This window comes from Pseudomonas sp. TE3911 (assembly GCF_054062775.1).
In genome coordinates this window covers 3,434,088-3,446,150 of sequence record NZ_JBSSFP010000001.1, presented here as the reverse complement: position 1 = coordinate 3,446,150, position 12,063 = coordinate 3,434,088, and the positions used below count along the sequence as shown (strand labels likewise).

Sequence of the window (12,063 nt, the reverse complement as noted above, 5' to 3'; positions counted from 1 at the left end):
GCAGGCCTCACTCCCATAACAGTATTTGCAGGTTTGGCTTGACCGTGATGGTCAGTCCGTTGGTGCCGCTCACCGGGGTTTGCGTGCCGCGCAGCGGGTCATACAGGGTCGCGCTGGCCAATCCTGGCAAGTGAGCGTCACCGCCCTGTGCCGACCAAAAAAACCATAACTTGCGACCATCCGTGCGGGTCCAGCCGATGCTGAACAGGCCATCGGGCAATTGGTCGGCGGTGGGTGGGTCGCCGGGGATTAGCTTCGGCCCGCTGACGTCGAGGAAGTTTTTCAGCGCGGTGTAGACCGGCTTGGGGTTAGTGTCGATGTCCAGCAAACCGTAGGACTGGTCACGCACGCTGGCGCGCTGGTCCAGATCGCTCAAGGTAAACAGGAAGATCTTGTCGTAATCCATCGCGCTCATCAGCGCCAGGCGGCGTACTACGTAATCGGCCTGGGCCTGTGGGGTGATGATGTCCTGGGCGTCTTTGGGGCCGGTGTAGGTCGACCAACCCCATTCGGTGCTCCACAGGGTCTGCACACCGCCGGTGCGCAAGGCTTGGTTGAGTGCGGTGGTCTTGGCGATAAAGTCCAGGTTGGCGGGGTCGTTGCCTTCGGGCAATTGGGTGTAGGGGTGGTAGGAGATGACGGTATTCAGGCTGGCCACGCCGAGTGCGCCGAGGGCATCGAACATGGTCTGGCCGTTAGGCATTTCGCTGAAGAACGCCATACCGGCTGCGACCACCGGTTTGCTCGGGCTCATCGCTCGCAGCGCGGCGGCTGAGGTGGTCAGCAGCGTGGCGTAGCCGGCCGGATCGGCCACCGGACGCCAGAAGCCCAGCAGGTTAGGTTCATTCCACACTTGCCAGGCGTCCACGCTGGGGTAGCGCTGGGCGAGCAACGCCATGCGGTTGGCGAACACGTTCGGGTCCTTCGGCGGGTACTGGTCCTGAAAGGGCGCACCCGCCGGTGCAGTGGTGGCAAACGGCGCCGAGCCGACCAGGTAAAACACCGACTTGAGCTGGTTGTCCTGCAGCTTGCCCACCAGTTGGTCCAGGGTTGCCACTTGGTACTGGCCCTCTACGGGTTCCAACTGATCCCAATGCAGGTCCAGGCGCACCCACTCCAAACCCAGCGCCTTGAGACGGTCGATCTGCTTCTGATAACGCTCGGGGCTGAACCATAGGAATTGCGCGTTCACCCCCAGGAAATCCTTCCATACCACCTCTTTGTTGCCCTTGAGCACATGGCTTTCCGCATCCGCCTGGCGCCCCCAAAAAAACGCAGTCAGGCCCAAGGCAGCGACCACGGCCAGGGTGGCGAAGTAGGTGCGTTTACGCGCCATGGCGAGCTCCTGAAATGGCGTCGCCAAACAGTGCGGCGAACTTCTGCGCGGTTAACGGCCACAAGCGCTCACGGCCGATTTCGCCGGCGCGTTCGGCCCAGTCCCGGGCCAACAGCGGTGTGCGCGCCAGACGCAGCAGTTGCTCGCTGAGCGCGGCCACGTCGCCTTCGGGGTAGATGGCGCCGTTGCCGCTGGCGACTTCTTCGGCAAACGCCCGGGCATCCGAGGTAATCGCTCCACGCCCGCACGCCGCCGCCCAGGACAACGCGCCGCTGGTGCCGCGCTGGCGCCCGAGCAGGCCGAGTTTTTTCGATTCACGGTACGGCAGCACCATCACATGGTGCGCCTGAATGGTCTGGGCGATGTCGTCGGCCGGCAAGTTCAACCGCCAATCGATAGCGTCCGTCAGGCCGAGGTCGGCGATCTGACTATTCAACTGCTCCAGGTAATTGCTGCCTGAGCCAAACGCCATTTCGGCGGCTGTGCCTCCGGCCAGGGTCAGGCGCACACGGTCTCGCAATTCAGGGGCTTGTTCGAACACGGCAGCCAGTGCCTGCAGCAGGTCCTCGATGCCTTTGCCCCGGTAGATAAAACCGAAGTACAGCAGGTGCAGCGTGTCCAACGGCGGCAGCGGCACGGGTGGGATGGCCAGGTTGGCGTGGTTGATCACCGCGACTTTGCCCGCCGGCAGTTGCATGCGCTGGCTCAGGCATTGGGCGCCCAGGCGAGTGAGGGTGATCAGCCGCGTCAGGCCTTTAGCGACCTGACGCTCTTCACGCAGGGTCAGTGGGTCGGCCAGCACGACCGCCGCCTGGGGCAGCGGGCTCGGCAAGCGGTCCAGCAGGTTCAACGGAAATGGCAACTGCTCGCGCCGCCACACGATCCGTTCCGGGTCATGCACGGTGGCGGTCAAGGGCAATGCCGGGTAGGTCTTGCGCAGTTCACGCAGGGCCAGAAACTCCCCCAGCCGCCCGCCGCCCAGTTCGGCGTGGACCAGGTCCACACTCTGCCAGTCGAATGCAGCGATAGCCTGCTTGATGGCCTCGCTGTTGCTCGCCACACCGGTCAACGGCGTCAGCACCGTTACGCCCAGGTGTTCCAATGCCGTGCGGAAATGGTTCGCGTAGTCGGCGATCCCGTTTTTTTCCGGCGGCAATGGGGCGAGCAGGGCGATGCGCATCAGAACGCTCCCCGGTACTTGGCGATGAATTTAAGCACCTTGGCCGGCACTTCGAACTTACGCCGGTTGATGATGATGCCGTCCACCTTGCCGAATGCCGTGTTGAGGATCGACAGCGCGTGCTCGACCACGGGCACCGTGCTGGTATTCGCTTCCACCACCAGGGCGATCAGGTCGGCGCGGCGCAGGTTGATAAACGCATCGCGGTTATCCAGCAGCGCCGACGCGTCCAGCAGCACCACTTCGCCCGGTTTGGCAGGTTCAGCCCCGCCGACCCGCACGTTGATGCCGTTTTCCTGGAGCAACTGACGCAGGTGTTCCACCACAAAGGTCACCCCCTCGCCATGGCGCGCCGAGGTCAGCCCCAGCGTCATGCCTTGCTCGGCAATCCGCTCCAACTGCAGCAAGCCGTACAAGCGGTAGATGCTTGCATTGAACGCGTTGGTGCCTTGGGCGGTGCTGGTGTCCAACTCCGGCAGGGTCGTCCACAGTGGCAGGCCGAACTTGCGTTCCACCAAACCACCGTCGTGGATGCGCTGGTCGAGCAGGTAGCAAAGGTAGATCACAAGCAGGCCGACGACGATCGCAAACGGAATCGCCAACAGCAGCATCACCAGGGTTTTCGGGAAGATGCGGCCGGGGTTCAGGGTGGCTTCTTCGATCACCGCGATGTTGCTGATCTGGCTGTTATCCAGCTCACGGTCGATACGCGATTTTTCCAGGTTGTCCACGTACAACGCGTAGTTGCGTTCGGCGGTGCTCAGCTCGCGGCCCAGGCGGGTCAACTCCGGTTCGATCTCCAGGGCTTGTTTGCGTTGAGCTTCAAGGTTGACCAGTTGCTTTTGCTGCTGGACCAGTTGAGTGCGCAGCGCCAGGTTGTTGCTCGTTTCATCCAGCAGCACGCGCTGCAAGTGGATTTCCAGCGTGTTGGGCGCACGATTTTCCGAGCTCTGCACGGTGTTGCTTTCGCTGGAGACGTGGGCCTGCATCGCGCGGATCGACGCATCCAGGGCTTTGACCGGCGGCGCGTTATCCGTGTAGGTGCGCATCATGTCGGCCTTTTCCAGCAGCTTCTGGTTGAGCAGGCGACGCAAGTCCTGCTGCTGCGGGTTCAGTGCGATCTGGCGAACCGTGGTCACTTCCTTGGGTTGGGTCTTGAGCTGCGTGCGAGTGCTCGCGATGGCGCTGTCGGAGGAGGCGATCAGGCGCGTGGTGTTGAACGTCTCGCCGCGCAATACGTTGATGCGCTCGGACAAGTCTTCCAGGCGATCAGTGATGCTGGCCGCACCGATCTCATTCAGGTGTGTGAGGATCTGCTCCTTGTAGCCCTTGATCTCCGTGGCGCTGGTGGACACCTGACCTTCATAAAACACATACAAACTCTTGCGCCCCAGAGCCTGGGTACGTTCGTTGATGTAGGTCTCGACCCAATCCTTGACCACCGCCTGGGCGATTTGCGGATCACCCCAGGTGAAGCTGATGTCCATCACCGTGGAACCGGCGGCGTGGCTCACTTCAAAGCTCTTTTCCAGGTTGGCGGCAAGGCGTTCCACCGGCGTGGTTTTTTCGATCACACCGACGCTTTCCAGCACCACGCGAATACCGTCGAACACCGCGCCGACGCCCTCCTTGACGGCGTGCTTGGTGCGCTTCCAGAAACCCTCCGGCGGCGGCGCATTGTTGATGACTTCCAGGTAGTGCTCGGCCACTGCACGCACGATAGGGCGCCCGGTCAGCAGGCGTTCTTCGTCGACAATCGGGTCGCGCTGGGTGCTGGGCATCACCAGCGCCTGACGATTACTGATCTCGATGGGCAGGGTCGAATCGCGGCCCGGTTTCACCAGCAGTCGAGCGGTGGATTCGTACTTGGCCGGCAGCAGGAACGCCCCCAGCAGTATGATCACCAACGCGGCAATGGCGGCCAGTTTGAACTCGCGCCGGAAGATGAAGAACAGGCGCAGCAGATCACGAAAAGAACGGATCTCGATCATAGGATGTCGCTCCTTTAGTTATTGCCGCCGCTGGTGCGTGTGTAGTTGTAGCCAACCCCAATGGACTTGGTGAACGGGATCAGTTGGTTCATGTAGGTATCCACTCCCTGGATGCGCTCGCCCACGTTGGATTTGGGCACGAACACCACATCGCCGCGTTGCAGGTGCACCGGTTTGCGCCCGTTGGGGCCGGTCTTGAGCAGTTGGCTGAAGTCCAGGAAATAGGCGCGATAGGCGCCCTGGGCATCTTCGCGCAGCAGCGCAACCATGCTGGCATTGCCCGCCGGGCTCACCCCGCCAGCGCCGATAATCGCCTGTTCCAGCGTGTTGGCCGTGGCGATCTGCACCGCCGTCGGGTTATTCACCGCGCCGCCGACAATGATCGAGCTGCCCGGCGCCTGATTGATGTTCACCGTCACACGCGGCTCGCGGTATGTCTGCGCGAGCTTGCCGGTCAGCTCTGTCGCCAGCTCCGAAGGCTGTCGCCCTGCAACCTGGATTGGCCCCAGGAACGGGTAGTTGATCTTGCCGTCGGTCTGCACGGTGTACAGCGTCAACTCGTAGATCGTGCTGACGTTGAACGCCGACAGCGTCGGCATCTCGCCGGCATCACGCACGATGCGCAACTGGTCGCCGATGCGGATGCGTTCCACCGCCGGTGGCAACTGGGCCAGTTGGTCGAGGGCGCGCTTGCCGTCCTCGACGGTCTGGCTGTCGGGCGGCACGATGCGCGCCGGTGTATTACAGGCGGCCAGAGCCATCATGGCCACGACGAGCAGGGTTCGTTTCATCAAGGGGGACTTCCTGTGGGTCATGATGCTCACCTCCAATAACCGGGAAACATGCTGATGCGCCGCTTGAGGGCGAGAGGCAGACGACGCTCAAGATGGCCCAGGCGGTAACCGAGCAATTTGAACGCGCTGCGCACCAGCACCTCCGGCACGCGGTGCAAGGCGCCGGCTTTGCGCAAGGCTGCGAGTTCAGCCATTACATAGCGTTTGCCTTCGCCACCCGCGTCGCCAAAGGCCTGCTTGATCCACGGCTCGCGGCCGTAGAACACGCCGATATCGAAGTAGCGGTGAAACTCGTCCATGAGTTTGTAATCGTGGGAGTGATGCACCAGCGCCGTGGCGGCGTAGCGCACCTTATAGCCGTCGAGAAGCATGCGCGCGGCGACGTAGGCGTCTTCGCTGCCGATCACGTCGGCGGGGAAACCACCCACCGCGTGCAGTGCGCTGCGTCGGTACACGGAGAATGAGTCGGAGCTGAAGCAGGTCTTGATCCCAAGCGTGGGCGCGTCGGCCAGGCTTTTGCTGCGGCTGTGCTCCGGGTAGTTGAAGTGTCGCGATTGCGCGCCCAGTACACCCGCGTCAGGGTGGGGGAGTTGGCGCCCATAGGCGACGCCATTGAGCGGGTCCTCCTGCAACTCGGCGAGCAGGTTGGCGAACGTTTCGGGCGTGGTGGGAATAGCGTCCTGGGTCATCACGAACAACGCGTCGCCGCCAACTTGCTCGCTGGCCCAACGGCGGGTGCCGCCGTGGTTGAAGTCACGGGCGTCGATCACTTCGACCCGTGCTCCGAACTCTCTAAAACGCGCCACGGTGTCATCGCTGGAGGCGCTGTCCACCACCAGCATTTCGTCCGGTTGCAGGGTTTGCATCTTCAGCGCCGGCAGCAGGCGTGCCAGGTGGCTGGATGCGTTACGGGTCGGGATGATCAAGGAGGTGCGCATGTCATTTTTTCACGTCGGCAGGCGCACGGCCGTAGATGTCGTCGAAGCGCACGATGTCGTCTTCACCCAGGTACTCGCCGCTCTGCACCTCGATCATCACCAGGTCGATGATGCCGGGGTTGGTCAGCCGGTGTTTGTGCCCGGCCGGAATGTAGGTGGACTCGTTGGCGTTGATCAGGAACTCCCGCTCGCCGTTGGTGATCTGCGCCGCGCCGCTGACCACCACCCAGTGCTCGCTGCGGTGGTGGTGCATCTGCAGCGACAACGACGCCTGGGGCTTGACCACGATGCGCTTGATCTTGAAGCGGCTGCTTTCCTCCAACACGGTATAGGTGCCCCACGGCCGGGTGACGGTGCGGTGCAGGCTGTACGCCGGATGGTTCTGGCGCTTGAGCTCGGCGACGATGTAGCGCACGTCCTGGCTGCGGTGGGCGTCGGCGATCAGCAAGGCGTCGGGGGTGTCGACAATGATCAGGTCGCGCACACCCACGGCGCCCAATACGCGCTTGGGTGAGTCGATGTAGCAGTTGTGTACGTCATGCAAAATTGCTTCGCCATTGACCTGGTTGCCCTGGGCGTCGCTGGGGGTGAGTTGGCGCAGGGCTTCCCACGAGCCGATATCGCTCCAGCCAATGTCACAGGGCACCACGGCCACTTGGTTGGACTTTTCCATCAGTGCCACATCGATGGAAACATCCGGCGCAGTGGCGAAGGCGTCGGCGTCCAATTCACGCTGGCGCGAGGTTTTGTTTTGCAGGCTCTGGCTGCGCTCCAGCGCGGCGCGTGCGGCGTCCAGCACGTCCGGGGCATGGGTGGCCAGTTCATCTACCAGGGTGCTGGCCTTAAAGCAGAACATGCCGGCATTCCACAGGTGCTTACCGCCGTCGAGGTAGCCTTGGGCGGTGGCCAGGTCGGGTTTCTCGACGAAGCGTTTTACCCGGTTACCGTGGCTCAGTTTTTCGCCCTGTTCGATGTAGCCGAAGCCGGTTTCCGCATGGTCGGGCTGGATGCCGAAGGTCACCAGGTAGCCGGCTTCGGCCAGGTCGCGGGCCTGAGTCACGGCCTCGGCGAACGCGGCTTCATTGAGGATTAAATGGTCGGCGGGCATCACCAGCAACTGCGCGTCGCCGCCGAAATGTTCCTGCACATGCAACGCTGCCACGGCGATGGCCGCCGCTGTGTTGCGGCCGAACGGTTCCAGCAACAGGTCCAGGGGCAGGTGGGCGTTGTTGACCGGCCGGTAGTCATCCAGGGTGCGGAACAGCAGGTCGCGATTGGTCACCGTCAGCACGCTTTCCACCCCAGGCAATTTGGCTGCGCGCTGAAAGGTTTTTTGCAGCAGGCTCTGGCCGTCACGCATGCGCATGAAGGGCTTGGGCATGTTCTGTCGCGACACCGGCCACAGCCGTGTACCCGAACCACCGGAAACGATGCAGGGAATTAATCCGTTGAGGGTATTCATCAATAGACTTCCTTGGTGGAAAGGACGGCGGGGACCGTCATGAAGACGATGTACAGGTCAAACCACACCGACCATTTGGAGATGTACTCCAGGTCGTATTCGACGCGTTTCTGGATCTTGAACAGCGTGTCGGTTTCACCCCGGTAGCCATTGATCTGCGCCCAGCCGGTGATGCCTGGCTTCACGCGGTGGCGCGAGCTGTACTCGCTCACCGCCACTTCGAAAGGGACACCGGCGGCCTTGGTCGCCGTGGCGTGCGGGCGCGGGCCGACCATCGACATGTTGCCCAGCAGCACGTTGAACAACTGCGGCAGCTCGTCGATGCTGGTCTTGCGGATGATGCGGCCCACCCGAGTGATGCGTGGGTCCTGGCGAGTGGTCTGGCGTTCGGCGGTGAAGTCGCTCTGGTCGGTGTACATCGAGCGGAACTTGAAGACGCGGATTTCGTTGTCGTTGTAGCCGTAACGGTTCTGGCGGAACAGCACCGGGCCCTTGGAATCGAGTTTGATCGCAATCGCCGTGACCACCATCACCGGCGACAGACACACCAGCGCCAGGCTGGCGAGGAAGCAATCCTCCAAGCGCTTAATCACCGGCGACCAGCCGCGCAACGGCAGTTGCGAGGTGTTGAACATCAGGATGCCGCCGACGTCGGTGATTTTGCTGTGGCCGTAGCGCAAGGCGGCCATGTCGGGCACCAGCATCACGTTCACCGACAGCTGCCGCAGGCGATTGACCAGCCCATGAATGCGCTGCTCGGCGGCCCAAGGCAGGCAGATCATCACCTGGTTGACCTGCTCGGCGCGGATCAGTTTTTCCAGGTCACGGGTGTTTCCCAGCAAGGGCAGGCGGCTCAATTCCTTGGGGATGCGTTCAGTGCGGTCGTCGATAAAACCGATCAGCCCGGAACGGATATCGCCGTTGCGTTGCAGGTGGTCGGCCACATGCACAGCGGTGTCGGTAAAGCCCAGGATCACCGTGCGTTGAAGGTATTTGCCCTTGCGCATCAGGTGGCGGTACAGGCGCAGCATCAGCAGGCGTTCCAGGCAGAACAAGCAGAGGCTGGCGACGTACCACGCCACCAGGTTGCGCGGGGTCAATAGCGGGAAAAACTGCAGGATCTGGTACATGAACAGCAGGATGCAAAACGCCGCCGACCAGGCTTTGATTTTGGTTTTCAGACGCAGCCGGTTGCTGAATAACTCTTCGGAATAGATGCCCAGGGCCTGGAACAGAATGATCGTCAGGACCGCGAAAAATACCAATAGGCCGAGGAAATGACCGCGTAGCTCTGGGTCCATCGGGTCGATGAAAATCACCAGGACCAACGGGGGCAAAATGGCGCTCAGGCCATGTATGAATTTGACGAAAACAACAAAGAACTCAACAAAACCGGCACGCGTTAAAAACAGACTGTCGACGGACGACTTTTCTCGCATAAAACATCCCTCATTGCACTCCAGTCGCGCTTGTTCGATTGTTTGTTCAATAAAGCAACGGGTTGCTTTAAAGGCACTTCGAACTACGGCTACGCTGGGTAATACGCAACTATCCATTCAAAAAAATAAATCCATTTGAATGCTTTTCGCGGGGGTAGTGACTTAAGGAGTGTTTCCTTCATAGCGCTAGTCAACGGATTGACGATGTTGCGGGGCATGCAGGATAGATGGGTTAATCAGTCTTTTTATCGGCATTTTATTGACATTCCTTGTCCGAACACTCGGTGATGGGGTGTGTTTTTGAGTGTAGGAATAAATGTGAGATTTTTCCTGCTTAACGGGAAAACCTTTTTATGAACGAGGTAGGAAAGGGGGACAAAGAGGGCGTGGCAAGGCGCACTAAGTGCCTTGCCACTGGGGCTTTCGCGGGATTAGAAGTTGCCTTTCAAACTCACCGAAAAATTACGCGGTTCGCCATAAAAGTTTCCCCAAGAGGCGGTACCCACGGTGTTGTAGTAGGTTTTATCAAACAGATTGTTGCCGTTGAGCGCTACGGTCCAGGTGTCATCCACGCGGTAGGCCAGGCGCGCATTCCAGGTGGCGTAACCGGGCTGTTCGAGCTTGATGGTCTGCACACGATAGTTGCTGCTCTGGGCGTTGACCCCAGTGCCGACGCTCCATTTCGATAGCTCGCCGTCGAGTTGGTAATCGCCCCACAAACGCAGCATGTGGCGGGGCACGTAGGTGTTGGAAACGCCACCTTCCTTCGCGACTTCGATGTTGCTCAGGGACTTGGTCTGGGTGTAGGTATAGCCGCCGAACAGCTGTAGGCGTTCCAGCACTTCACCACTGATTTCGGCCTCTATGCCCTGGGCGCGCACCTTGCCTTTGTCGGTGTAGCAATAGCCATCGGCGGAGGTCGCGCATTGGGTGGTGTAGTCGGATTCGGCGCCGTTTTTCTCAAGGGCGCGGAACAGCGCCAGGGAGCTGTTGAGGCGTCCGTCGAACCATTCGCCCTTGATGCCCAACTCGTAGTTGTCGCCGATCTTCGGCTTGAGCGCAGCGCCGTCGACGGTAGCGTAGGAACTCTGCGGCTGGAAGATATCCGCATAGCTGGCGTACACCGACAGGTGCTCATTGAGGTCGTAGATCAGCGCGGCAAACGGTGTGACTTCGCCGGTTTCCCGAGTGCGTGCATCCTGCGAAGCCCATTCGCCCCAGGCCAGGTTGTAGGATTGGCGACGGTTTTCGTACCAACTGACGCGGCTGCCGACGATTAACATCAGCGGCTCGGCCAGGCGCAGGCGCAATGTGGCATAGGTGCCGTATTGGGTGGCGGTCTCCTTGACCGTGCCGCCACGGTACATGTTCGGCCAGAAGGTGCTGTCGGCCGGTTCCGGGAAGTGACGATTAGGTTGGTAGATGCTCTGGCGCAAGGCCAGGCTCTGGATCGCGTAGACATCGTCCTGAGTGCCACGGCTGCCGTTGGCGCCGAGGATCAACTCATGTTCCAGGCCGAAGGCTTCGAACGTGCCATCGACGTAGGCGTCGAGGCCGAAGTCCTTGTGGTTGTAGTCCATCAATGCGGCATAGGAACCGGCCGTGGGTGCCGGATCACCGTAGGCGATCGTGCCTTCGCTGGCAGCGTACTTGGTGTCTTGCAGATTGCGGCTGTGCACCGCCGACACCTTGAGTTTCCAGTCATCGTTGAATTGATGGGTCAAGTCGGCAAAGAACGTGGTACGCCGGCTTTGCCAGTCGTTCCAGGACTGGCCCAGACAGGTGGAGCGGCTGAGGTTGGCGCTTTTGCCATCGGCGTAGCGGGGCAGGCCGCCCCAGCACGGTGTGGCGTCCACGTCTTCGTAACTGGCGCCGACGCCCAGGGTGGTTTCGGGGCTGAGGTCGATGTCCAGCGCGCCGTAGAACGCTTGGTCCTGGCGCTTCTGGATGTCCATGTAAGAGCCGCGCTCCTGCTGGCTGATCGCTGCGCGGCCGCGAATAGTACCGCTGTCATTCAACGGGCCGCCGGTGTCGACGTCGGCGCGGTAGTTGTCCCAGGTGCCGGCGGACAACGACAGGCTGCTGGTGGGATTGGCCTGGGGTCGCTTGCGCACGAAGTTCACCGCGCCGCTGGCGGTGCCGGCGCCCTTGAGCATCCCGGCCGCGCCCTTGAGCACTTCCACTCGGTCGTAGATCGCCATGTTGGCGCTGAAACTGTCGGCTTGTACGTAGTCTTTGCCCATGTCCAACGGCACGCCGTCGTACTGGTACTGGCCGAGCATCTTGAAACCACGGGAATAGAAGTACTTGCCGCCCATGGGCGACTCGTAGGTGGTGATCCCCGGCGTGCGTTCCATCACATCGTCGATGGTGGTGAGGTTCTGGTCATCCATGAGTTGGCGGGTCAGCACACTGACCGACTGCGGCGTTTCCCTGAGGCTGTGTTCGCCTTTGCCGATGGTCACTGCGCCGGTGGTGTACGAACCGGTGCCGTCGGTGATGACGCCCAAGCGCTCGCCAGTGACCATCGTGGCGCCCAGGTTCAGAGCGCCGGTTTCGGCCACTTCGGGCAGCAGCAACCACGTGTTGTTGCCCTGGCGCTGGGCTTCCAGGCCTTGGCCTCGCAACAACTGGCCGAGGGCCTGTTGAGGGTCGAAGCGGCCGTTGAGGCCTGGGCTGGCCTTGCCGGCGACGCTAGTGGCGTCATACGACAGGCTGATACTGGCCTGACGGGCGAACTGGTCCAGCGCATCGGCCAGGGAGCCGGCGGCGATATGCCAGTCGCGGGCCTGGATGTCACTGGCTGGGGTTTGAGCCATCACGGCCAATGGCACAGCCGCGCCACTCAGGCAGGCGCCGAGCAAAGCGGCCTGCGCTGCGCGCTTTAGGGGGGAACGTTGGGAGGGGAACGCTTGCATGACCG

At 61.5% G+C, this 12,063-nt stretch carries 8 protein-coding genes; all 8 read right to left on the bottom strand.

Annotated elements, in window-relative coordinates:
• Positions 1-7: 7 nt before the first annotated feature.
• Positions 8-1,336 carry a GH39 family glycosyl hydrolase gene (locus ACVWXD_RS15455; protein ID WP_181640421.1) on the bottom strand — a complete coding sequence of 443 codons (1,329 nt, stop codon included), beginning with the start codon at positions 1,334-1,336 and terminating at the stop codon, positions 8-10.
• Positions 1,326-2,516, bottom strand: a complete 1,191-nt coding sequence (locus ACVWXD_RS15450) for a glycosyltransferase (protein WP_401383728.1) — start codon at positions 2,514-2,516, stop codon at positions 1,326-1,328. The genes ACVWXD_RS15455 and ACVWXD_RS15450 overlap by 11 nt, the downstream gene beginning before the upstream one ends.
• A complete protein-coding gene (locus ACVWXD_RS15445; protein WP_032888220.1) occupies positions 2,516-4,507 on the bottom strand; it encodes a GumC family protein in 1,992 nt (663 codons plus the stop codon). Before ACVWXD_RS15445 ends, ACVWXD_RS15450 begins: the two co-directional genes overlap by 1 nt.
• 14 nt (positions 4,508-4,521) lie before the next feature.
• On the bottom strand, positions 4,522-5,298 hold the full coding sequence (locus ACVWXD_RS15440) for a polysaccharide biosynthesis/export family protein (RefSeq protein WP_181644464.1): 777 nt from the start codon (positions 5,296-5,298) through the stop codon (positions 4,522-4,524).
• Between the two features lie 29 nt (positions 5,299-5,327).
• Entirely contained in the window at positions 5,328-6,239 is a 912-nt protein-coding gene (locus tag ACVWXD_RS15435; RefSeq protein ID WP_181644465.1) for a glycosyltransferase family 2 protein, read from the bottom strand.
• A 1-nt stretch (position 6,240) separates the two neighbouring features.
• Positions 6,241-7,701: a mannose-1-phosphate guanylyltransferase/mannose-6-phosphate isomerase gene (locus ACVWXD_RS15430; RefSeq protein ID WP_099601520.1), complete on the bottom strand. Its 1,461-nt coding sequence runs from the start codon at positions 7,699-7,701 to the stop codon at positions 6,241-6,243.
• On the bottom strand, positions 7,701-9,140 hold the full coding sequence (locus tag ACVWXD_RS15425; protein WP_095186468.1) for an undecaprenyl-phosphate glucose phosphotransferase: 1,440 nt from the start codon (positions 9,138-9,140) through the stop codon (positions 7,701-7,703). Before ACVWXD_RS15425 ends, ACVWXD_RS15430 begins: the two co-directional genes overlap by 1 nt.
• A gap of 431 nt (positions 9,141-9,571) precedes the next feature.
• Positions 9,572-12,058 carry a TonB-dependent siderophore receptor gene (locus ACVWXD_RS15420; protein WP_457371169.1) on the bottom strand — a complete coding sequence of 829 codons (2,487 nt, stop codon included), beginning with the start codon at positions 12,056-12,058 and terminating at the stop codon, positions 9,572-9,574.
• Positions 12,059-12,063: the final 5 nt, after the last annotated feature.

Excerpts from the sequence above, each read along its gene's own strand:
- ACVWXD_RS15450 (WP_401383728.1), bottom strand. The coding sequence starts at position 2,516 with ATGCGCATCGCCCTGCTCGCCCCATTGCCGCCGGAAAAAAACGGGATC.
- ACVWXD_RS15425 (WP_095186468.1), bottom strand. The coding sequence starts at position 9,140 with ATGCGAGAAAAGTCGTCCGTCGACAGTCTGTTTTTAACGCGTGCCGGT.
- ACVWXD_RS15420 (WP_457371169.1), bottom strand. The coding sequence starts at position 12,058 with ATGCAAGCGTTCCCCTCCCAACGTTCCCCCCTAAAGCGCGCAGCGCAG.
- ACVWXD_RS15430 (WP_099601520.1), bottom strand. The coding sequence starts at position 7,701 with ATGAATACCCTCAACGGATTAATTCCCTGCATCGTTTCCGGTGGTTCG.
- ACVWXD_RS15435 (WP_181644465.1), bottom strand. The coding sequence starts at position 6,239 with ATGCGCACCTCCTTGATCATCCCGACCCGTAACGCATCCAGCCACCTG.
- ACVWXD_RS15455 (WP_181640421.1), bottom strand. The coding sequence starts at position 1,336 with ATGGCGCGTAAACGCACCTACTTCGCCACCCTGGCCGTGGTCGCTGCC.
- ACVWXD_RS15445 (WP_032888220.1), bottom strand. The coding sequence starts at position 4,507 with ATGATCGAGATCCGTTCTTTTCGTGATCTGCTGCGCCTGTTCTTCATC.
- ACVWXD_RS15440 (WP_181644464.1), bottom strand. The coding sequence starts at position 5,298 with ATGAAACGAACCCTGCTCGTCGTGGCCATGATGGCTCTGGCCGCCTGT.